Origin of the sequence: Caulobacter sp. NIBR1757 (genome assembly GCF_027912495.1) — a bacterium.
Taxonomy (GTDB): Bacteria; Pseudomonadota; Alphaproteobacteria; order Caulobacterales; family Caulobacteraceae; genus Caulobacter.
Genome location: NZ_CP115463.1, coordinates 2,050,850 through 2,070,676, shown reverse-complemented (window position 1 = coordinate 2,070,676; position 19,827 = coordinate 2,050,850). Strand labels below are relative to the sequence as shown.

The 19,827-nt window shown below is 67.8% G+C and carries 21 protein-coding genes; 15 read left to right on the top strand and 6 right to left on the bottom strand.

Going from position 1 to position 19,827, the window contains the following annotated elements; translation table 11 throughout:
* Window positions 1–2: 2 nt before the first annotated feature.
* Both O5I81_RS10145 and map read left to right on the top strand, forming a co-directional pair.
* Window positions 3–716, top strand: coding sequence for a class I SAM-dependent methyltransferase (locus O5I81_RS10145; protein WP_271068826.1), 714 nt, complete (start codon window positions 3–5; stop codon window positions 714–716).
* Window positions 717–812: 96 nt separating this feature from the next.
* Window positions 813–1,646, top strand: coding sequence for a type I methionyl aminopeptidase (gene map, locus O5I81_RS10140; RefSeq protein ID WP_271068825.1), 834 nt, complete (start codon window positions 813–815; stop codon window positions 1,644–1,646).
* A 3-nt stretch (window positions 1,647–1,649) separates the two neighbouring features.
* Here the strand turns inward: map and O5I81_RS10135 are convergent, their stop codons facing one another.
* A complete protein-coding gene (locus tag O5I81_RS10135; RefSeq protein ID WP_271068824.1) occupies window positions 1,650–3,119 on the bottom strand; it encodes a serine hydrolase domain-containing protein in 1,470 nt (489 codons plus the stop codon).
* A 44-nt stretch (window positions 3,120–3,163) separates the two neighbouring features.
* On the opposite strand from O5I81_RS10135, the gene radC reads away from it, so the two are divergent.
* Together radC and O5I81_RS10125 are read left to right on the top strand one after the other, a co-directional pair.
* Window positions 3,164–3,922: a DNA repair protein RadC gene (gene radC, locus O5I81_RS10130; RefSeq protein ID WP_271068823.1), complete on the top strand. Its 759-nt coding sequence runs from the start codon at window positions 3,164–3,166 to the stop codon at window positions 3,920–3,922.
* Between the two features lie 53 nt (window positions 3,923–3,975).
* Window positions 3,976–4,332 (top strand): hypothetical protein, encoded by a 357-nt coding sequence (locus O5I81_RS10125; RefSeq protein ID WP_271068822.1) that lies wholly within the window; start codon window positions 3,976–3,978, stop codon window positions 4,330–4,332.
* A 6-nt stretch (window positions 4,333–4,338) separates the two neighbouring features.
* Here the strand turns inward: O5I81_RS10125 and O5I81_RS10120 are convergent, their stop codons facing one another.
* Together O5I81_RS10120 and O5I81_RS10115 are read right to left on the bottom strand one after the other, a co-directional pair.
* Window positions 4,339–5,457, bottom strand: a complete 1,119-nt coding sequence (locus O5I81_RS10120; protein ID WP_271068821.1) for a zinc-binding dehydrogenase — start codon at window positions 5,455–5,457, stop codon at window positions 4,339–4,341.
* Window positions 5,458–5,486: 29 nt separating this feature from the next.
* On the bottom strand, window positions 5,487–6,098 hold the full coding sequence (locus O5I81_RS10115; RefSeq protein WP_271068820.1) for a glutathione S-transferase family protein: 612 nt from the start codon (window positions 6,096–6,098) through the stop codon (window positions 5,487–5,489).
* A gap of 99 nt (window positions 6,099–6,197) precedes the next feature.
* On the opposite strand from O5I81_RS10115, the gene O5I81_RS10110 reads away from it, so the two are divergent.
* The 4 genes from O5I81_RS10110 to O5I81_RS10095 all read left to right on the top strand — a co-directional run bounded on the left by O5I81_RS10110 (window position 6,198) and on the right by O5I81_RS10095 (window position 11,109).
* Window positions 6,198–7,658 carry an MFS transporter gene (locus O5I81_RS10110; protein ID WP_271068819.1) on the top strand — a complete coding sequence of 487 codons (1,461 nt, stop codon included), beginning with the start codon at window positions 6,198–6,200 and terminating at the stop codon, window positions 7,656–7,658.
* Window positions 7,659–7,723: 65 nt separating this feature from the next.
* Window positions 7,724–9,217 carry an MFS transporter gene (locus O5I81_RS10105; protein ID WP_271068818.1) on the top strand — a complete coding sequence of 498 codons (1,494 nt, stop codon included), beginning with the start codon at window positions 7,724–7,726 and terminating at the stop codon, window positions 9,215–9,217.
* 45 nt (window positions 9,218–9,262) lie between these two features.
* Complete coding sequence (purB, locus tag O5I81_RS10100) at window positions 9,263–10,573, top strand: adenylosuccinate lyase (RefSeq protein WP_271068817.1); 1,311 nt, start codon at window positions 9,263–9,265, stop codon at window positions 10,571–10,573.
* The gene (locus O5I81_RS10095; RefSeq protein ID WP_271069017.1) at window positions 10,570–11,109 is read left to right on the top strand and encodes a DNA-deoxyinosine glycosylase; all 540 of its coding nucleotides are present in this window, start codon (window positions 10,570–10,572) and stop codon (window positions 11,107–11,109) included. Before purB ends, O5I81_RS10095 begins: the two co-directional genes overlap by 4 nt.
* A 249-nt stretch (window positions 11,110–11,358) precedes the next feature.
* Here the strand turns inward: O5I81_RS10095 and O5I81_RS10090 are convergent, their stop codons facing one another.
* Window positions 11,359–11,673 carry a DUF1476 domain-containing protein gene (locus O5I81_RS10090; protein ID WP_271068816.1) on the bottom strand — a complete coding sequence of 105 codons (315 nt, stop codon included), beginning with the start codon at window positions 11,671–11,673 and terminating at the stop codon, window positions 11,359–11,361.
* 76 nt (window positions 11,674–11,749) lie between these two features.
* Here O5I81_RS10090 and O5I81_RS10085 point away from each other — a divergent pair, with 76 nt between their 5' ends.
* The 4 genes from O5I81_RS10085 to purQ all read left to right on the top strand — a co-directional run bounded on the left by O5I81_RS10085 (window position 11,750) and on the right by purQ (window position 14,286).
* On the top strand, window positions 11,750–12,187 hold the full coding sequence (locus O5I81_RS10085) for a hypothetical protein (RefSeq protein ID WP_271068815.1): 438 nt from the start codon (window positions 11,750–11,752) through the stop codon (window positions 12,185–12,187).
* A gap of 121 nt (window positions 12,188–12,308) precedes the next feature.
* A complete protein-coding gene (purC, locus tag O5I81_RS10080) occupies window positions 12,309–13,067 on the top strand; it encodes a phosphoribosylaminoimidazolesuccinocarboxamide synthase (protein ID WP_271068814.1) in 759 nt (252 codons plus the stop codon).
* The gene (gene purS / locus O5I81_RS10075) at window positions 13,067–13,303 is read left to right on the top strand and encodes a phosphoribosylformylglycinamidine synthase subunit PurS (protein WP_271068813.1); all 237 of its coding nucleotides are present in this window, start codon (window positions 13,067–13,069) and stop codon (window positions 13,301–13,303) included. The genes purC and purS overlap by 1 nt, the downstream gene beginning before the upstream one ends.
* A gap of 320 nt (window positions 13,304–13,623) precedes the next feature.
* Window positions 13,624–14,286, top strand: a complete 663-nt coding sequence (purQ, locus tag O5I81_RS10070) for a phosphoribosylformylglycinamidine synthase subunit PurQ (RefSeq protein ID WP_271068812.1) — start codon at window positions 13,624–13,626, stop codon at window positions 14,284–14,286.
* 292 nt (window positions 14,287–14,578) lie between these two features.
* On the opposite strand, the gene O5I81_RS10065 is transcribed toward purQ, so the two are convergent.
* Both O5I81_RS10065 and O5I81_RS10060 read right to left on the bottom strand, forming a co-directional pair.
* On the bottom strand, window positions 14,579–15,622 hold the full coding sequence (locus tag O5I81_RS10065; protein WP_271066031.1) for an IS110 family transposase: 1,044 nt from the start codon (window positions 15,620–15,622) through the stop codon (window positions 14,579–14,581).
* 457 nt (window positions 15,623–16,079) lie between these two features.
* Complete coding sequence (locus tag O5I81_RS10060) at window positions 16,080–16,541, bottom strand: DUF1801 domain-containing protein (protein ID WP_271068811.1); 462 nt, start codon at window positions 16,539–16,541, stop codon at window positions 16,080–16,082.
* On the opposite strand from O5I81_RS10060, the gene O5I81_RS10055 reads away from it, so the two are divergent.
* Genes O5I81_RS10055 through O5I81_RS10045 form a run of 3 tightly spaced genes read left to right on the top strand, consistent with a single transcriptional unit; the run spans window position 16,540 to window position 19,734 of the window.
* Window positions 16,540–17,082 carry a hypothetical protein gene (locus O5I81_RS10055; RefSeq protein WP_271068810.1) on the top strand — a complete coding sequence of 181 codons (543 nt, stop codon included), beginning with the start codon at window positions 16,540–16,542 and terminating at the stop codon, window positions 17,080–17,082. The genes O5I81_RS10060 and O5I81_RS10055 overlap by 2 nt on opposite strands.
* A gap of 49 nt (window positions 17,083–17,131) precedes the next feature.
* Window positions 17,132–19,342 carry a phosphoribosylformylglycinamidine synthase subunit PurL gene (gene purL, locus O5I81_RS10050; protein WP_271068809.1) on the top strand — a complete coding sequence of 737 codons (2,211 nt, stop codon included), beginning with the start codon at window positions 17,132–17,134 and terminating at the stop codon, window positions 19,340–19,342.
* Entirely contained in the window at window positions 19,339–19,734 is a 396-nt protein-coding gene (locus tag O5I81_RS10045; protein WP_271068808.1) for a hypothetical protein, read from the top strand. The genes purL and O5I81_RS10045 overlap by 4 nt, the downstream gene beginning before the upstream one ends.
* Window positions 19,735–19,827: the final 93 nt, after the last annotated feature.

Below are 19,827 nucleotides of genomic sequence, written 5' to 3'. Positions count from 1 at the left end.
CCATGTCCGACGGCTGGAACGAGTCGGCGGACGCCTGGGTCGCAAGCCAGGGCCAGGGCGGCGACTGGAGTCGCGAGTATGTGCTCGACGCCCCCATGCTGGCCCGGGTGCGCGCAACCGTGCCGGCCAACGCCCTGGATGTCGGCTGCGGCGAGGGCCGGTTCTGCCGGATGCTGCGAGACACGGGCGTGGCCGCCATTGGCGTCGACCCGACCGCCGCCCTGCTGGATACCGCGCGGCGGCTGGATCCGACGGGCGACTACCGGTCCGGCCGCGCCGAGGGGCTGGATTTCGCGGAGGCCAGCTTCGACCTTGTCGTCAGCTATCTGACCCTGATCGACATCCCGGACGTCCGCGCCGCCATCGCCGAGATGTCGCGGGTTCTGCGGCCCGGCGGGCGGCTGCTGATCGCCAACCTCAACAGCTTCACCTCGGCGGGCATGACCCTCGGATGGAGCGACCTCACGGACGGGCGGCGGGCTTACGCCTTCGATGATTATCTGGACGAGAAGGCCGAGGAGGTCGCCTGGCAGGGCATCCGCATCCTCAACTGGCACAGGCCGCTGTCGACCTACATGACCCTGTGCCTGGAGCAGGGCCTGATCCTCACCCATTTCGATGAGCCACCGGCCCACGGCGGCGATCCACAGAAGATCGCTCGCCATCGCCGCGCGCCCTGGTTCGTGCTCATGGAATGGGCCAAACCGCCCGCTTGAGGCCCCGCGCATTGAACTTCCGTGCTATGATTGCGACATAGGGCTCTCAACGCTCGCCTGACCTGTCGCCTGCCGGCGGCCCCGAACCGGACTGCCATGACCTATTCCGTCGACGAAGACATCGAATTCGAGACCCGCACGGGTGAGATCAAGATCCACGGGGCCGAGGGCTTCGAGGGCATGCGCAAGGCCGGCCTGCTGGCCGCCCAGTGCCTGGACATGCTGATCCCGCACGTCGTGCCGGGCGTGCTGACCTCTCACCTCGACGACCTGGCCCGCGAGTTCATCCTCGAGCGCGGCGCCCTGCCCGCCTGCCTGTTCTACAAGGGCTACGGCCACACCGTCTGCATCTCGCGCAACCATGTGGTCTGCCACGGCATCCCCGGCGACTGGGCCCTGCGCGAGGGCGACGTCGTCAACATCGACGTCACCGTCATCGTCGACGGCTGGCACGGCGATACCAGCCGCATGTACGGCGTCGGCAAGGTCTCGGCCCGGGCCCGCCGCCTGGTCGATATCACCTATGAGGGCCTGCGCCTGGGCCTCGACGCCATCAAGCCGGGCGCCACGCTCGGCGACGTCGGCCATGCCATCCAGAAGTACGTCGAGGGTCAACGCTGCTCGGTCGTCCGCGACTTCTGCGGCCATGGCCTCGGCCGCGTCTTCCACGACAGCCCCAATGTCCTGCACTTCGGCCGCCCCGGCACGGGGCCGGTGCTGAAGCCCGGCATGTTCTTCACCGTCGAGCCGATGGTGAACCTCGGCAAGCCGCAGGTGAAGGTGCTGAGCGACGGCTGGACGGCGGTGACCCGCGACAAGTCCCTGTCGGCCCAGTGCGAGCACAGCTGCGGCGTCAAGGACGACGGCACGATCGAGATCTTCACCGCCTCGCCGACCGACCAGTTCAAGCCGGAAATCCTCGCCGACTGATCGTCAGTCCGGCGAGAAGAGGTAGTATTCCTCAAGCCGTCCATCGTCGGCGCGGAACATGATCAGGATCAACGTCCGGTCCGCCCAGCCGATCTCATGGATGCTGCCGTCGAACCCGGCCCAGGGCCCGTGCGTCACCAGGTCGAATCGCGCGGGTGGACCCAGGGCCGTCAGGCTCGACGTCAGGTCGGCGCGCCTTTCGGCCGTGAAGTAGCTCAGCCCGTCAGGGGTAAAGCGCGCCTCCTCCAAACGCCCCGCCGCCAGATCATCGAAGATTCGCCGCGCCAGCCCGGTGGTCTCTGCATGCACCGGCCTAGTCCGCGGAGGAGCGGCGGCAGTTGGTGTGACCGGCGCGGGCGGCGGGCCGAGAAGCATCGCCTGCAGTCCCTCGGCGACCTCGTGGGAGGCCCCGCCGTAGTCGGCGTTGACCAGAACGACGATGGCCAGGCCGTCGTCGGGATAAACCCGGTTCTGGGCGACAAACCCGATCGCCGCGCCGTCGTGCGAAATCACCCGGTGGCCATTGGCGTCGCCAACATAGACCCCTAGTCCGTAGCCTGAGCCCGAGCCGTCCGTGAGCCTGGCCTCGGCCTGTTGGGCGGCGTATCCGGCCGGCGACAGCAGCCGCCTCCGCAACATGCCCAGGTCCCAGCGCGCCAGGTCCTCGGCCGTCATCGACAGCCCGCCGGCGCCGAAGGTCCAGCCCTGCGGCACAACCTCCGCCCGCCGGTTCGGCCCCAGGAGCACGCGGGTATAGCCCGCCGCATCGCCATCCTCCGGCCGGGGCGGTCCAAAGCGGGCCGAGGTCATCCCCAGCGGGCGGAACAGTCGCTCCTCCAGCAAGGCGCTCAGCGGCCGGCCCTCGACCACCTCCACAATCCGGCCGGCCAGGACGTAGTTGGTATTGCTGTACTGCCATTGCGCCCCGGGCTCGAAGACGAGCGGGGCGCGGCCCCAACGGTCGACGATGGCCTGCGGCGCAGTGTCCTGACGCATCGACGGTGGCAGGAAATCCACGCGCCAGTAGTTCACGTAGCCGCTGATCTGCGACAGGAGCTGGCGCACCGTAATCCGGCCGCCGGCCGTCACCCCGGGCAGGTACCGGCCCACCGGATCGTCGAGTCCGACCCGGCCCTCGTCGACCAGTTTCAGCAACAGGGTGGCCGTAAACTGCTTGGAGACCGAGCCTATATCGTACCGGGCCTTCGCATCCGCCGCCCGCGCCGGCTCCAGCGCGGCCTGGCCATAGGCCTTGACGAAGGCCAGGTCTCCGCCGCGCACGACAGCGACCGAGACGGACGGAACCTTTGATCTGGCGAGCGCAGCCTCCACCAGGGTGTCGACCCGCCTTTGTTCGTCGGCCGTGAACGGCTGGGCCAAAGCCATCACCGGCCAGCCCAGCACAAGCAACAGAATGAGGAGCACGACACGCATGCGGCCATGGGGCGTGCCGGCTCCGCCGCTGTCAATCATGTTGAGGCTTGCCAAGCTGGAACAATTACGGAACATTGTTTCCCATGCGCCACGCCGCCAGCCTGGAAGACATCGCCACCACCCCCCTGCTGTGGGCTGATTTCGCGTCGGCTCCCGCGGTCGAGACTGAAGCCAACCCGAACGCGGGTCACCGCGACCGCCTGCGCGAGCGGGCCCGTAAGGGGGGCTTAAGCGCGCTTCCCGACTACGAGCTGCTCGAGCTGTTCCTGTTTCGGTCGGTCCCGCAAGGCGACGTCAAGCCCCGCGCCAAGGCGCTGCTGACCCGCTTCGGCAGCCTGGCGGCGGTGCTGGCCGCCTCGGTCGAGGACCTTTGCACGGTGAAGGGCATCGGGCCGGCGGTCGCCCTGGACCTGTCGGCGCTGCACGAGGTGACGCTTCGGGCCCACCGTGAGCCGATCGTCAAGCGGACGGTGATCTCGTCCTGGACCGCCCTGCTGGCCTACGTGAAGCTGGCGCTCGCCCATGAACCGCGGGAGCAGTTCCGGGTGCTGTTCCTCGACAAGAAGAACCAGCTGATCGCCGACGAGGTGCAGAACCACGGCACCGTCGACCATGCCCCGGTCTATCCGCGCGAGGTCATGCGCCGGGCGCTGGAACTGTCGGCCAGCAACGTCATCCTGGTCCACAACCACCCCAGCGGCGACCCCACTCCCAGCCACGCCGACATCGACATGACCCGCCAGATCGTCGAGGCCGGCCGCACCCTTCGGATCGGCGTGCACGATCACCTGGTGGTCGGGCGGGAAGGCGTCGCCAGCTTCCGGTCTCTGGGTTTGATGTAGCCGCCCGCGCTCTCGCCGTGGCAGGGTTGCTGCTGGACCCTGGAGCCATCGCCATGATCGCCGGCCTGTTCACCGCCTTCCTTCTGCTCGCCCAGCCGGCCGCCGACGCCCCCGCGCCGCCGTGCGACGCCAACCTGCAGGTCTGTCCGGTCATCGATCCGGCCACCGGCCTGCCCAGGGTCTGGCCGGTCGATATCCAGGGGTTCCAGGACGACGTCGAAACCTGCGTCCATTTCGCCGGCGAGGAGCCCTACGACGCCGCCCGTCGACGCCAGATCGAGGCGGCGATCCGGCGCCATTGCGACGGCTCGGCCAGGGCCCTGCCGCGCCTCCTCAAACGCTATGAGAAGGCGCCGGACGCCCTGGCCCGCATCCGGGCCATCCAGGCCTTCCGCGAGGCGTCGCTGTAGCGTCGCCTATTTGGCCGGGTTGATCAGGTACTTCTCGCCCGTCGCCTTGCGGCTGTAGGCCTTCAGGGTGTCGGGGTTCAGGGCCTCGGCCAGGGACAGTTCGGCCGTGTAGTGGCTGGCGAAGGTGGTCTTCAGCTCGGCGGCGACGCGGGCCCGCAGGCGGGCCATGACCTCAGGACCGGCCTTCTGCAGGAAGTAGGTCAGCAGGTAGCCGCCCATGCCCCAGGACAGGCCGACGTTGCGAGGAATCTCGGTCGGGCGCAGGTCCAGGCCGCCGTAGACGTAGACCTGCTTGTGGGTGGCGCTGCCATAGCGGCTGTAGGTGGTCGCCGTGCGGTTCAGCGCCACCTCCATCGCCGCCAGGATGTCGCCGGCCAGCGGGCCGCCGCCGATGGCGTCGAAGCCGATGGTGGCGCCGGTCTCGGCCAGGGCGTCGACGAGGTCGGCCTTGAAGGTGGGTGTGGTGCTGTCGAGGACGTACTTGGCGCCCAGGTCTTTCAGGATCTTCACCTGCGCAGGACTGCGGACGATGTTGACCAGGGGGATGCCGTCGGCCTGACAGATCTTGACCAGCATCTGGCCGAGGTTGGAGGCGGCCGCGGTGTGGACCAGCGCCTTGTGGCCCTCCATTCGCATGGTCTCGGGGAAGGACAGCGCCGTCAGCGGGTTGACGAAGCAGGAGGCGCCGTCGGCCGCCGTCGCGTCGTCGGGCAACGGCAGGCAGGCGGCGGCCGGGGCGATCTTGTGGGTGGCGTACATCGAGCCGCCGAGCGCCGCGACCCTCTTGCCGATCAGGCCTTCGGCCCCTGCCCCGGCCGCGATCACCGTGCCGGCGCCCTCGTTGCCGACCGCCATCGACTCGTCCAGGCGGGCGGCGACCATCGGCATCCGTTCCGGCGGTATGCTGGCGGTCAGGGTCGGGCGGTCGGCGGTTCCGCCGGCCACCAGGGTGGACAGATCGGCCGGGCCGGTCAGCAGGCCGAGGTCCGACGGGTTGATGGGCGAACCCTCGACGCGGATGACAACCTGTCCGGCCGCCGGTTCGGGGACCGTGACCTCTTCCAGCGACAGCTCCAGCTTGCCGTCCGAGGTGATCTTCGAGCGCAGTTCCAGACCGGTGGTCATCGTCGTTTCTCCCGTTGTGTTCTTGTGAGTCAGGCGTCGGCCAGCCAGGCCAGGTACTCGGGCGTTTGCAACAGGGCCTCTGCGTAGGCCTGAGCCCGGCCGTCGTCACCGCAGATTTTCAGATCGAGACCATAGCTTTCGAATCGCGTCGCGACCGGCGTGAAGAAGGCGTCCGCGATCGACCAGCCGCCCAGCAGGAACGGCCCGCCCGAACGATCGAGCAGGCCCATCCACAGTTCGACGATGCGGCGGACATCCTTCTCGACCTCGGGCGACATCGGTTGCGTGGTCCGCAGCCCCAGCTCCATCGGGCATTCCCGGCGCAGGGCCCCAAAGCCGCTGTGCATCTCGCTGGCGGCGGCGCGGGCCAGGGCGCGATCGACGGGATCCGCCGGCCACAGTCCGGGGAACCGCTCGGCCAGATATTCGCAGATGGCCAGCGAATCGACGATGACCACACCGGCGTCCTTCAAGGCCGGGACCAGGCCGGACGGCGAATGCCGGCGAATCTCGGCGGTCGAGGTTTCGACCTCGCGCAGCTGGATCAGGGTCTCGGTGAACGGCGCGCCGGTAGCTTTAAGCACCAGCCAGGGCCGCATCGACCAGGTCGACCAGCGCTTGGTTCCGATGACCAGTTCCATGTCGGCTCCCTGCAGGTTGGAACGAACGGTATTGGCGCCGCCCCCTATCCGGGCTCTAGTGCGCCCAACAGTTTAGAACAAGCGTTTGAGGAAATCGCCATGACCGACGCCGCAGTTCCGGCGCCGCCCGAGTCGAAGCTGGCCGATCGCGCCGACGACGGTCCAGGCATCGAGCCTCTCAGCAAAGGGTTCCGGCGCTACGCGCTGTGGACCCTGATGATCATCTACACGCTGAACTTCCTGGATCGGCAGATCGTCAACATCCTGGCCGAGCCGATCAAGAAGGACCTGCACCTCGCCGACTGGCAGCTGGGCATGATGACCGGCCTCGCCTTCGCGCTGTTCTACACCGTCCTTGGCATTCCGATCGCCCGCAAGGCGGAGAAGTCCAATCGCCCGATGATCATCGGCGGCGCCCTGGCGGTGTGGAGCGGCTTCACCATGCTCTGCGGCTTTGCGCAGAACTTCTGGCATCTGGTGCTCGCCCGGATCGGCGTCGGCGTCGGCGAAGCCGGCTGCACCCCGCCGGCCCACTCCCTGATCACCGACTATGTTCCTCGGGAAAAGCGCGCCTCGGCCATCGCCTTCTACTCGATCGGCACCCCGCTCGGCAGCCTGATCGGCATGGCCATGGGCGGTCTGATCGCCGACGCCTACGGCTGGCGCGCCGCCTTCCTGGTGGCCGGCGCGCCGGGCATCTTCTTTGCCCTGCTGACCTTCTTCACCCTGCCCGAGCCCCGCAAGAAGCTGACCGCCATCATGGCCGCCAAGGCCACGGCCAGCGTGCCGCTGCGCGAGGCGATGCTCGTGCTGTTTTCGAAGAAGACCTTCTGGCTGATCGCCTTCGCCGCCGCGATCAAGGCCTTCATCGGCTATGGCCACGCCCCGTTCACGGCCAGCTTCTTCTTCCGCAGCCATGCGGGTCACATCGCCGACCTCTCGGCCTGGATCACCAGCGTCACCGGCTTCTCCATTGGCCCGATCGGCACCGTCGGCGTCGCCCTCAGCGTGGTCAGCGGGACGGCGGGCGTGCTGGGCGTCTGGCTCGGCGGAGTCATCGCCGACAAGCTGGGGGCCAGGGACCTGCGGGCCTATGTGATCGTCCCGGCCATCGCCTCGCTGATCACCATCCCGATCTACATCACCGCCGTCTCGGTCCCCAACGCCACGGTCGCTCTGATCCTGCTGGCCCTGCCGGCCATCATCGGCTCCCTCTGGTACGGCCCGGTCTACGCCACCGCCCAGAGCATCGTGCAGCCGCAGATGCGGGCGACCTGCGCGGCGGTCCTGCTGTTCATCATCAACCTCGTCGGGCTGGGCCTCGGGCCGCTGTTCGTCGGCATCCTCAGCGATCTGTGGGCCGGCGGCATCCTGCAGCAATCGGGCCTGACCGCCGCCGACTGCGGCAAGGCCATGCTGGAGGCCAACAAGGCGGCCTGCGGCGTGGCTCAGGCCGAGGGCCTGCGTTGGGCGCTCATCGTTTCGATGGGCTTCAACGTGATCGCCTTCGCCCTCTTCTGGATGGCCCGCAAGACCATCCGCGAAGAGATGGTCAGCTAGCCCATCCCAAACGGTCCCGTCAGTGGACCGACCAACACTGTGTTCGAGAAGAAGGGTTTCACACGATGACGGATGCGGCGGCCAAGCCGGTCTATTCGAACGGCTACAAGGCCACGGTGCTGAGCATGCTGGTGGCGGCCTACACCTTCAACTTCATCGACCGGACGATCATCTCGACCATCGGTCAGGCCATCAAGGTCGACCTGTCGCTGACCGACACCCAGCTGGGCCTGCTGGGCGGGCTCTATTTCGCCCTGCTCTACACCCTGCTCGGCATCCCGATCGCCCGCCTGGCCGAGCGCAAGAACCGGGTGACCATCATCACCGTCGGCCTGGTCATCTGGTCGGGCTTCACCGCCCTCTGCGGCCTGGCCCAGAACTTCACCCAGCTGGCCCTGCTCCGCTTCGGCGTCGGCATCGGCGAGGCGGCCTGCTCGCCCCCGGCCCACAGCCTGATCAGCGACTATTTCGAACCCAAGAAGCGGGCCACCGCCCTGTCGATCTACAGCTTCGGCATCCCGCTCGGCACCATGTTCGGCGCCGTGGCCGGCGGCTGGCTGGCCCAGGAGTTCAGCTGGCGCATCGCCTTCATCATCGTCGGCGTCCCCGGCCTGCTGCTCGCCGTCCTCTTCAAGCTGCTGGTCAAGGAGCCGCCGCGCGGCCACTCCGACATCCCGGTCGCGCCGATCAGCGAGGAAGGCGTTGTCGCCCCGCCGGTCTATGTGAAGCCGCCCTTCTCCTTCGGTGACGAGTTCCGCGAGCTGTGGACCGTGACCAAGGTGCTGTTCACCAAATGGCCGGTGGTCAACATGGTGCTCGGCGTCACCATCGCCTCCTTCGGCTCCTACGGCGCCGGCGCCTTTGTGCCCCCCTATTTCGTGCGCCAGTTCGGCCTGGACCTGGCCACCGTCGGCCTGATCGTCGGCCTGGTCGGCGGCTTCTCGGCCGGCGTCGGCACCCTGGTCGGCGGCTTCCTGTCCGACTGGGCCGGCAAGCGCAGCGCCAAATGGTACGCTCTCACCCCAGCCTTCGGCCTGCTGATCGCCACGCCGATCTACATCTGGGCCTACATGGAGAACAACTGGCAGACCGCCGCCCTGATCCTCCTGATCCCCGGCATCTTCCACTACACCTACCTCGGCCCGACCTTCGGCGTGGTGCAGAACTCGGTGCCCACCTACCGCCGGGCGACGGCGACGGCGCTGCTGTTCTTCTTCCTCAACCTGATCGCGCTCGGCGGCGGGCCCGTCTTCACCGGCTGGCTGATCGACCATCTGGCGCAGTTCAACTTCAACGCCCCCGGTCACCACGGCGTGCTCGAATCGCTGTTCGGTTCGTTCGGCGGCGGCGAGGCCGGTTCCAGCTTTGTGGCCAGCTGTCCGGGCGGCGTGCCGCCCAAGGGCGCCACCGCCGAAGCAGCCAAGCTTTGCCTGGACACCAGCGCCCAATCGACGCGCCAGGGGATCGTCATCTCGATCTGCTTCTACGCCTGGGCCTCGATCCACTACTTCCTGGCCGCCATCGGCCTTGTGAAGCACATGAAGGCCTCCGCCACCTAAGCGGTGACTTGACTCCGGACATGGGCGGGGCGACACGGCCCGCCCATGATCCCTCGCTACTCCCGTCCCGAGGCGGCGGCCATCTGGTCGCCGCAGACCCGCTATCGCATCTGGTTCGAGATCGAGGCGCACGCCGCTGACGCCATGGCCGAGCTCGGCGTCATCCCCAAGGAGGCCGCCAAGGCCATCTGGGCCGGCGGCAAGGACAAGGTCTGGGACGCCGACCGCATCGACGAGATCGAGCGCACCACCAAGCACGACGTCATCGCCTTCCTGACCCATGTGGCCGAGGTCGTCGGCCCCGAGGCCCGCTTCCTGCACCAGGGCATGACCAGCAGCGACGTCCTCGACACCTGCCTGTCGGTGCAGATGGTCCAGGCCACCGACCTCCTGCTTGAGGACGTCGACCTGGTGCTGGCCGCCCTCAAGCGGCGGGCGCTTGAACACAAGCTCACCCCTTGCACCGGCCGCAGCCACGGCATCCACGCCGAGCCGACTACCTTCGGCCTCAAGCTGGCCGGTCACTACGCCGAGTTCGTGCGGGCCAAGGAGCGCCTCGCCATGGCCCGCTTCGAGATCGCCACCTGCGCCATCTCCGGCGCCGTCGGCACCTTCGCCAACGTCGACCCGCGCGTTGAGGAACACGTGGCCGAAAAGATGGGCCTGGCCGTCGAGCCGGTCTCGACCCAGGTCATCCCCCGCGACCGCCACGCCGCCTGGTTCGCCGCCCTGGCCGTCGTCGCCAGCAGCATCGAACGCCTCGCCGTCGAGATCCGCCACCTGCAGCGCACCGAGGTGCTGGAAGCCGAAGAGCCCTTCGATCCGGGCCAGAAGGGCAGCTCGGCCATGCCCCACAAGCGCAATCCGATCCTGACCGAGAACCTCACGGGCCTGGCCCGCCTGGTCCGCTCGGCCGTGGTCCCGGCGCTGGAAAACGTCGCCCTCTGGCACGAGCGCGACATCAGCCACTCCTCGGTCGAGCGCGGCATCGCCCCCGACGCCTCCATCCACCTCGACTTCGCCCTGCGCCGCCTGGCCAGCGTCGTCGAGCGGCTGGTCATCTACCCCGAGAACATGCTGAAGAACCTCGACCGCCTCGGCGGCCTGGTCCACAGCCAGCGGGTCATGCTGGCCCTGACCCAGAAGGACGTCTCCCGCGAGGAGGCCTATGCGGCGGTACAGTCCAACGCCATGAAGGTCTGGCGCGGCGAGGGCCGGTTCATCGACTTCCTGAAGGCCGATCCCTTCGTCTCGGCCAACATGTCGGACGCCGAGCTCGAGGCCCTGTTCGACAACGGCTACCACTTCAAGCACGTCGACACGATCTTCACCCGCGTCTTCGGGGTCCAGGGCTGAGCCAGTCCCCAGACAGCCCCTCCGCAGCGAGAAAGGCCGGCTTCCCGCCGGTCTTCGCCCCGGACGCCCGCCTGCTGATTCTCGGCAGCCTGCCCGGCGACGCCTCGATTGCCCGCAGCCGCTATTACGGCCATCCCCAGAACGGCTTCTGGCGCCTCGTCGGCGAGGTCATCGGCGTCGATGTGGTCTCGCTGGACTACGAGCCGCGTCTGGAGGCCCTCAAGGCCCACCACATCGCCCTGTGGGACGTCATCGCCAACGCCCACCGCCCCGGCAGCCTCGACGCCGCCATCCGCCAGGAGCGGACCAACGACCTCGTCGGCCTGATCGCCTCGCTCCCCGAGCTAAAAGCCATCGCCTTCAACGGCGGCACGGCGACCAAGCTCGGCCTCAAGGCCGTGGCCGCCGCCAGCCCGGACATCGAGCGAATCGCCCTGCCCTCCTCCAGCTCGGCCCACGCCTCACTGCCCTTCGAACACAAGACAGCCGCCTGGCTTGCGCTCCGGCGGCCGCTCGGGCTCGCTCAGCAGGACTAGAGGCCGCCGACAAGCGGTCCGCTGCCGTCCTGCTTCCCCCCCCTCTCCTGTCATCCTCCGGGCCCGCGAAGCGGGAGCCGGGGGACCCAACTGTCCCCGTGAAGATTGCCAGGAGTCAATCCAGAGCCCCGCTGGGTCCCCCGGTCCGCTGCGCGGCCGGAGGATGACAGGAATGGGGATATCAAACGCAAAACGGCCGCCTCAGCTTGCGCTCAGGCGGCCGCTCGGGCGCGTCGCGAACGACGAAGCCTAGCCGTTCTTGATCTGCTCGCGGGCCTGGGCCAGCAGCTCGTCCATCTTCATGCGCACGTCGCCCTCGGTGGTGTCGAGGCCAGACCCCTTCAGGTCGCCCGCCACCTTGCGCAGCACGTCCTCGTCGCCCGGCAGCTCGAAGTCGGACTTGATGACGGCGCGGACGTACTCTTCCGGCGACTCCAGGCCCATCAGGCCGGCGGCCCATTCACCCAGCATCCGGTTGCGCCGGGCGGTGGCTTTGAATTCCTGTTCGGCGTCGAGGGCGAACTTGCGCTCGAAGCCCTTTTCGCGATCGTCGAAGGTGGTCATAGAAATCCCGAAACCTGTTTTGCGGCGCGGTCCATACCGCGCGCCGTCGCCGCCCGCAATCACAACCGGAGCAACCATGGTCAACGACGACACCGCTATCGGAGACGTGATCGACGGCATGTACGCCATGATCAGCGGCCCGGCCGGCCCCCGAGACTGGGCCAGGCAGGCGCAGCTCTTCCATCCCGACGCCCGCCAGATGCGCACCGGGGTCGGCGAAGACGGCAAGCCCTGGATCGCCATCATGGGCCTCGAGCAGTACCGCCGCGACACCCAGCCCTTCTTCGACACCGGCCCCTTTTTCGAGGTCGAGCTGGCCCGCCGGGTCCAGGTGTTCGGCAACATGGCCCACGTCTGGAGCCATTACGAGGCCAGGCGCGATCCGCTCGACCTCGTCCCGGAACGGCGCGGCGTCAATTCCATCCAGCTGTTCAAGGGCGAGGACGGCGCCTGGAAGATCATCTCGATGATCTGGGACAACGAGCGCCCCGGCCTTTCATTGCCGACGCTTTGAGAGTATTCACGCGCCTGACCATCCATCCTCGCGATGCGAGTCGGATTCTCGCGCGCTGGCCCACCGCCCGCGCGCGATTTTCGTTCCGCCGCGCCGCATATCACCCCACCGGGGGAGACCCATGACCACCCGCCGCAAGAAGATCTACGAAGGCAAGGCCAAGATCCTGTACGAAGGGCCCGAGCCGGGCACCCTGATCCAGTACTTCAAGGACGACGCCACCGCCTTCAACGCCCAGAAAAAGGCGGTGCTGGAGGGCAAGGGGGTCATCAACAACCGCATCAGCGAGTTCGTGATGACCAAGCTGGCCGCCATCGGCGTCCACAACCACTTCATCCGCCGGCTGAACCACCGCGAACAGCTGATCAAGGAAGTCGAGATCATCCCGCTGGAAGTGATCTGCCGCAACATCGCCGCCGGCAGCCTGTCCAAGCGCCTGGGCCTCGAGGAGGGCACCCCCCTGCCCCGCTCGATCATCGAGTTCTGCTACAAGAACGACGAACTGGGCGATCCCCTGGTGGCCGAAGAGCACATCACGGCGTTCAACTGGGCCACCACCCAGGACATCGACGACATCATGGCCTCGACCCTGCGCATCAACGACTTCCTGACCGGGATGTTCGGCGCCGTCGGCATCACCCTGGTCGATTTCAAGATCGAGTTCGGCCGTGTCTGGGAAGGCGACTTCTCGCGCATCATCCTGGCCGACGAGATCAGCCCCGACAGCTGCCGGCTGTGGGATTCGACGACCAACGAAAAGCTCGACAAGGACCGTTTCCGCCGCGATCTGGGCGACGTCATCGAGAGCTACACCGAGGTCGCCCGTCGCCTCGGGATCATGAAAGACATGCCGACTGTCATCCAGGGGGGACTGCACTAGTGAAGGCCACCGTCCACGTTTTCCTCAAGCCCGGCGTCCTCGACGTGCAGGGCAAGGCGATCGAGAACGCCCTCCACGGGCTGGGCTGGGCGGACGTGAACCACGTCCGCGTCGGCCGGGTCCTCGAGTTCGAGGTCGGCGGCGACAAGGCTTCGGCCGAAGCCGAGGTCAAGGCCATGTGCGACAAGCTGCTGGCCAACACGGTTATCGAAAGCTACCGGGTCGAGATCGGGTGACACCGGGCTTGTCTGCGTTCGGAACGGTCTGAGCCCAGGCTTCGTCAGCCAGGGCCGATCAACATTCAAGCTCCGATTTCGTCCACCCCCGGTCTGTCATCCCGGACGGCCCGCAGGGACGATCCGGGACCCAGGGGCGGCCGTGCTCAGGGTCGGCGGCGGCACGGGTGGACCCCGCACCCCCTGGGTCCCGGCTCTCCGCTTCGCTACGGCCGGGATGACGATGAGGGAAAGCGCGGTCCGGGTCACATCGGGACCGGTCAATATCTCCCAAAAGGCGCACTCGCGACGCGGAACAGACTCTGCTAAAGGCCCCGCCCATGAAAGCCGCCGTCATCGTCTTCCCGGGGTCCAACTGCGATCGCGACTGCAAGGTCGCCGTCGAGCGCTCGACCGGCGCCTCCGTCGATATGGTCTGGCACGGCGACACGGCGCTCCCCGACAAGGTCGATCTGATCGTCCTGCCCGGCGGTTTCTCCTACGGCGACTACCTGCGCTGCGGGGCCATGGCCTCGCTGTCGCCGATCATGACCGAGGTGAAGGCGGCCGTGGAACGCGGCGTCGCCACCGTCGGCATCTGCAACGGTTTCCAGGTGCTGTGCGAGGCCGGCCTGCTGCCGGGCGCGCTGCTCCGCAACGCCGGTCTGAAATACGTCTGCAAGCCGGTCGCCCTCGACATCGTCAACGGCCAGACCCGCTTCACCGCCGCCTACCAGGGGCGCCGCGAGGCGGTGATGACGGTCGGCAACGGCGAGGGCAACTACTTCGCCGACGAGGCCACCCTCGACCGGCTGGAGGGCGAGGGCCAGGTTGTCTTCCGCTATCGTGACAACCCCAACGGCTCGGCCCGCGACATCGCCGGCATCATCAACCCGGCCGGCAACGTCATCGGCCTGATGCCCCACCCCGACCGCGCCTTCGAAGCCGAACTGGGCTCGGCCGACGGGGCCCTGCTGTTCCAGAGCGCCCTGGCCAGCGCCTAGCGCCTACCCAAAAGCTGTCATCCTCCGGGCCCGCGCAGCGGGAACCGGGGGACCCATATGTGGACGACCCCCACCCTGCAAGTCGTCGCGGATTGATCTGATCGTAGTCGCTTGCGCCCATATGTCCGGTCTGGCGGCCTTGGATATTGGCCGTCGCCAAGATGGTTTGCGCGGGATGGGTTCCGATCAAGGCAGCGGTCTGTGACGCCGTTGGGTCCCGCGGAGTGTCCCATCCATTTGATCGATCGATCACACCATCTGCCTCTTGCAAGGAACGGGTTGAGCCTGCCGGCTAGGCAGGTTGTTGGGAAGGCGCGGCGAGGCGGCGAGACGGATCGTAGTCCTGTCCGCTGACCATGAGGCGCCAGGCGATGCGGGCGGTCTTGTTGGCGAGGGCGACGGCGACCTGCTTGGTCGGCTTTGTGGCCAATAGCCGATTGAGCCATGGCCACGGCTGTCCTCGACCCGCTTTGGCGTTCTGGATCACCGCCATGGCCCCGCAGACCAGGACGGCTCGAAGCGCCTCGTCGCCGGCCCGGGTGATGCCGCCAAGGCGGGTCTTGCCGGCAGTGGAATGGTCCTTGGGCGTGAGGCCCAGCCAGGCGGCGAAGTCGCGCGCTGAGCGGAAGGCCTTGGGGTCCGGGGTCTTGGCGGCGAGCATGACCGCGCCGACGATCCCGACGCTGGGGATCCTGGCCAGCCGGCGGCTGGTCTGATCGGCCCGATGATGCGCCGCCATCCGGGCGTCGATCTCGACGATCTGCGCCTGCAGGGCGAGGAGCTGGCGGCCAAGACCCGCGAACAGGTCCCGGGCCAGGTCGGGCAAAGCCTGGTCGGCGGCGACGCGCTCCAGCAGCGGCTCGATCTTGTCAAGCCCGGTCGGAGCGATCAGCCCGAACTCGGCGGCATGGCCGCGAATGGCGTTGGTCAGCTGGGTGCGGCTTCGCACCAGTCGGTCCCGCGTCGCCAGCAGCATCAGCACCGCCTGCTCCTGAACGGTCTTGACCGGCACCGGCCTCATCGTCGGCCGGCTCATCGCTTCGCAGCCGGCCTCGGCGTCGCGACCGTCGTTCTTGCCTCGCTTCAGATAGGCCTTCACATACTGGGCCGGCAGCAGCATCACCTGATGGCCAAGCCCCGCCAGCTCCCGCGCCCAGTGGTGTGAACCTCCACAGGCTTCCAGTCCGATCACCGTCGGCGCCAGCCTGGTGAAGAACGGGATCATCTCCCGCCGCCGAAGTTGCCGGCGAATGACGACCTTCTCGCCTGCGTCCACACCGTGCAGCTGAAACAGCTGCTTGGACGTATCGATGAATATGCGCGTAGGATGCTCCACGGACGGCCCTCCTTGAGATGAGTTCAGACAACCCATCTTGGCACACCGATGCCGCCGGGGGTCGTCCACCCCATCAAGCCGGGGCTGAAAGACTCCTGGCGGTTTTCACGCGGACGGATGGGTCCCCCGGTCCGCTTCGCGGCCGGAGGATGACAGCGCAGGGAATGCACCCCTCCAAAACGCCCGCCCGCCGGGCGTTTGAGCAATATGTCTAGACATATTCATCTGGAAATTGGGGCCCACAAGCCGATCTGAGCGCCCCGCGACGCCCGCGTGGGCATGACGTCTCACCGGAGCATCAACATTCCCCGCCTCGGCGCCTACGCCCTGTCAACGCCGGCGCCTACATTCCCCGCGCCCACCTCACCCGAAATGTCACGCAAGATCAGCGACTTCCGTCAAACGGCCCTCTTCCCAGGCCCGCGCCGTGGTACAATCGTTGACAGCTTCGATAAGCCTAGGGCCGCCTCTTCTTCGGCTTGTACGCGGCCTCCTCCGCCGCCCGCAGTTTGGCGATCCGCCCGATCAGCTCGACCGGCACGGGCTCGTCGAGCGGGAACTTGATCGTCCCCTTGCTGATCTCCAGGCCCGCCAGTTCGGCGGCCAGCGTCTTCTTCACCGCATCCCCGACCGGATAGATCGAAAAATGCCGCTTCCAGCCCGCGTAATAGATCACCGCCCGCCCGCCGATCTTGAAGGTCGGAATATCGTAGGAGATCACCTCCTCCGCCTCGGGGATGGCCGCGACGATCGCCGCCCGCACGGTTTCGAGGATTTCCCGCTGCCGCGCGGGCACGACGGCGAGGTATTCCTCCACCGTATTGATCTGAAACTTCGCCATAAACCCACCTGAGCGCGAATTAACTTGGCCGTCTGGCGGCTTGGCCGCACCTTCGCCGACGAAACGGGGGAAGACCATGGATTTCAGTCAGGTCAACTGGCTCTACGTAGCGGGCGGCGTCTCGGGCGTGATCCTGATCGCCTGGCTGATCGCCCTGTTCCGGGGACGGACGGGCTTCATCGGCGCGGTGGTCGGCTTCGCCCACCTGTTCGCCGCCTGCCTAAACAGCGCCGCCCCGGTCCGCAGCCTGGTTGATCCGGAGTACGTCGGCTACGGCTTCGGACTCCTGAACGGCGACAAGGGCCTGACCGTCTCGGCCATGGCCGCCGCCGTCTTCGTCACCGCCCTGGTCGGGGCCTTCAGCGCCCTGCGCGGCTCGCGCGAAGCCACCCTGCTGACCGCTGTGACCAGCGCCCTGTTCCTCGCCGTGCTCGGTTGGCCCTGGCTGCAGGACATCCTGCAGGGCAAGCACATGGCCCTGCAGCTGGGCGAATATTACACCCTGTCGGGACCGGCCTGGGCCGCCATCCAGTTCGGCCTGATGGTCCTGCCGTTCGCCATCGGAGTGATCTGGTCGCTGATGCGCATGCGCACCGCCCCGACCGCCGCCACTCAGTAGCACGGGGACGGTTCACAGCGGGGGCGCAGCACTCTAGAAGGCCCAGTCCATGAGCGCCTCTCCTCCCGCCAAGCCCATGGTCGAAATCGCCGCCGAATTCGGGCTCAAGCCCGACGAGTACGCGGTCATCCTCAAGCGTCTGAATCGCGAGCCCAATCTCGTCGAACTGGGCGTCTTCTCGGTGATGTGGTCGGAGCACTGCAGCTACAAGTCCAGCCGAAAACACCTGGGTAAATTCCCCACCACGGGCCCGCGCGTCATCTGCGGCCCGGGTGAAAACGCCGGCGTCGTCGATATCGGCGACGGCCAGGCCTGCATCTTCAAGATGGAGAGCCACAACCACCCCAGCTACATCGAGCCCTACCAGGGCGCGGCGACCGGCGTCGGTGGCATCATGCGCGACGTCTTCACCATGGGCGCCCGGCCCATCGCCCTGCTCAACGCCCTGCGCTTCGGCGACCCCAGCCATCCGAAGACCAAGCGTCTGGTCGAGGGCGTGGTGGCCGGCATCGCCGGCTACGGCAATTGTGTCGGCGTCCCCACCGTCGCCGGCGAGACCAACTTCCACCGCGGCTACGATGGCAACATCCTGGTCAACGCCATGTGCGTGGGCCTGGCCGACGCCGACAAGATCTTCTATTCGGCCGCCCCGGCCGCCGGCCTGCCGGTCGTCTACTTCGGCTCCAAAACCGGCCGCGACGGCATCCACGGCGCCACCATGGCCAGCGCCGAGTTCGACGAGGACAGCGACGAGAAGCGCCCGACGGTGCAGGTCGGCGACCCCTTCGCCGAAAAGCTGCTGATCGAGGCCACCCTCGAGCTGATGGCCACCGGCGCCGTCGCCGCCATCCAGGACATGGGCGCCGCCGGCCTGACCTCTTCCTCGGTCGAGATGGCCGGCAAGGGCAGCGTCGGCATCGAGCTCGACCTCGACATGGTGCCGCAGCGCGAAGAGGGCATGACCGCCTACGAGATGATGCTGTCGGAGAGCCAGGAGCGGATGCTGGCCATCCTCAAGCCCGGCCGTGAACGCGACGGCCACGCCATCTTCGAAAAGTGGGGCCTCGACGCCGCCATCATCGGCGTCACCACCGACACCGGCCACATCGTGCTGAAGCACAAGGGCGAGGTCGTCTGCGACCTGCCGCTCAGCCCGCTGTCCGACGACGCCCCGCTGTACGACCGCCCCTGGACCGAGCCGGTCAAACACCCCCACATCGATCCCAAGACGGTGCCTGCCCCCGCCGACTGGGAAGCCGCCGTCCTCACCCTGATGAGCTGCCCGGACGTCGCCTCCAAGCGCTGGCTGTGGGAGCAGTACGACCGCCACGTCATGGCCGACACCCTGGAAGACAGCGCCACCGGCGCCGACGCCGGCATCGTCCGCGTCCACGGCACCCGCAAGGCCCTGGCCGTGACCAGCGACTGCACCCCCCGCTATGTGCTGAACGACCCCTACGAGGGCGGCAAACAGGCGGTCGCCGAAGCCTGGCGCAACCTGACCGCCGTCGGCGCCGATCCGATCGCCATCACCGACAACCTCAACTTCGGCAATCCCGAACGCCCCGAGATCATGGGCCAGATCGTCAAGGCCATCGAGGGCATGGCCGAGGCCTGCCGCGCCCTCGACTTCCCGGTCGTGAGCGGCAACGTCAGCCTCTACAACGAGACCAACGGCAAGGGCATCCCGCCGACCCCGACCGTCGGCGCCGTCGGCCTGCTGGTCGACTACGCCAACCGCGCCGACTTCTCCTCGATGAAGGACGGCGACGCCCTGGTGGTCATCGGCGTCAACCATGGGGAACTGGGCGCCAGCCTCTACCTGCGAGAACTGCTGAACCGCGAGGACGGCGCCCCGCCGCCGGTCGACCTCGACCTCGAACGCCGCACCGGCGACTTCGTCCGCGCCCAGATCGTCGCCCGCACGGTGACTGTGGTGCACGACCTCTCCGACGGCGGCCTCGCCATCGGCGCCGCCGAGATGGCCCTGGCCAGCGGCGTCGGAGTCACCCTCGACGCCTCCAGCCCGACCAACGCCCACCCCTTCCTGTTCGGCGAGGACCAGGCCCGCTACCTGGTCGCCGTCGCCGACCCGGCCCCGCTGCTGGCCGCCGCCGCGTCCGCCGGCCTGCACGCCTCCGTCGTCGGCCAGGCCGGCGGGAACGCCTTTGCCTCGAAGGGGCTTTTCTCCATCGCGTTGGACAAGCTGCGAGTCACCCACGAGGGCTGGCTGCCGTCCTTCATGGGAACCGCCGCATGAAACCCTTCCTCGCCCTCGCCGCCACCGCCCTGCTCGCCACCGCCTGCGCCACCGACAGCGGCGCCGAGCCGCCGCCGGCCCCGGGCCCGGGCGGCGAAGGCTGCGATGTCTCCATCTCCTTCGGCAGCTACGCCATGGGCATCGACGGCGAGGCCTACGCCCGCGTCGAAACCTGGCTGGCCGGCCACAAGGACCTGGTCGCCGACGTGAAGGTCACCCCCTGGGGCCGCGAGGGCGAACGCACCGTCTGCGTCACCGCAACTTCGCCGGCCGCCATCAAGCCCGTGTTCAGCGGCGTGGTGAAGCAGCTGCCGACCATCGGCAAGAAGGCCCCGATCACGGCGCTCAGCAAGACGGGCGGCCACTTCCATACCAAGGGCGGGCCAGGCTAGGCTCGACAGCCGCTAAACGGTCGGACGCTGTGCCGATATTCGATCTGGGGGGATCATCACATGAAATCTTCGACCCGGCTTTGGACCGCCGTC

Excerpts from the sequence above, each read along its gene's own strand:
- O5I81_RS10125 (WP_271068822.1), top strand. The coding sequence starts at position 3,976 with ATGATCGCCGGCCTGTTCACCGCCTTCCTTCTGCTCGCCCAGCCGGCC.
- radC (WP_271068823.1), top strand. The coding sequence starts at position 3,164 with ATGCGCCACGCCGCCAGCCTGGAAGACATCGCCACCACCCCCCTGCTG.
- purQ (WP_271068812.1), top strand. The coding sequence starts at position 13,624 with ATGAAAGCCGCCGTCATCGTCTTCCCGGGGTCCAACTGCGATCGCGAC.
- O5I81_RS10135 (WP_271068824.1), bottom strand. The coding sequence starts at position 3,119 with ATGATTGACAGCGGCGGAGCCGGCACGCCCCATGGCCGCATGCGTGTC.
- map (WP_271068825.1), top strand. The coding sequence starts at position 813 with ATGACCTATTCCGTCGACGAAGACATCGAATTCGAGACCCGCACGGGT.
- O5I81_RS10045 (WP_271068808.1), top strand. The coding sequence starts at position 19,339 with ATGAAACCCTTCCTCGCCCTCGCCGCCACCGCCCTGCTCGCCACCGCC.
- O5I81_RS10110 (WP_271068819.1), top strand. The coding sequence starts at position 6,198 with ATGACCGACGCCGCAGTTCCGGCGCCGCCCGAGTCGAAGCTGGCCGAT.
- purB (WP_271068817.1), top strand. The coding sequence starts at position 9,263 with ATGATCCCTCGCTACTCCCGTCCCGAGGCGGCGGCCATCTGGTCGCCG.
- O5I81_RS10105 (WP_271068818.1), top strand. The coding sequence starts at position 7,724 with ATGACGGATGCGGCGGCCAAGCCGGTCTATTCGAACGGCTACAAGGCC.
- O5I81_RS10090 (WP_271068816.1), bottom strand. The coding sequence starts at position 11,673 with ATGACCACCTTCGACGATCGCGAAAAGGGCTTCGAGCGCAAGTTCGCC.
- O5I81_RS10060 (WP_271068811.1), bottom strand. The coding sequence starts at position 16,541 with ATGGTCTTCCCCCGTTTCGTCGGCGAAGGTGCGGCCAAGCCGCCAGAC.
- purL (WP_271068809.1), top strand. The coding sequence starts at position 17,132 with ATGAGCGCCTCTCCTCCCGCCAAGCCCATGGTCGAAATCGCCGCCGAA.
- O5I81_RS10085 (WP_271068815.1), top strand. The coding sequence starts at position 11,750 with ATGGTCAACGACGACACCGCTATCGGAGACGTGATCGACGGCATGTAC.
- O5I81_RS10115 (WP_271068820.1), bottom strand. The coding sequence starts at position 6,098 with ATGGAACTGGTCATCGGAACCAAGCGCTGGTCGACCTGGTCGATGCGG.
- O5I81_RS10055 (WP_271068810.1), top strand. The coding sequence starts at position 16,540 with ATGGATTTCAGTCAGGTCAACTGGCTCTACGTAGCGGGCGGCGTCTCG.
- purC (WP_271068814.1), top strand. The coding sequence starts at position 12,309 with ATGACCACCCGCCGCAAGAAGATCTACGAAGGCAAGGCCAAGATCCTG.
- O5I81_RS10145 (WP_271068826.1), top strand. The coding sequence starts at position 3 with ATGTCCGACGGCTGGAACGAGTCGGCGGACGCCTGGGTCGCAAGCCAG.
- O5I81_RS10120 (WP_271068821.1), bottom strand. The coding sequence starts at position 5,457 with ATGACCACCGGTCTGGAACTGCGCTCGAAGATCACCTCGGACGGCAAG.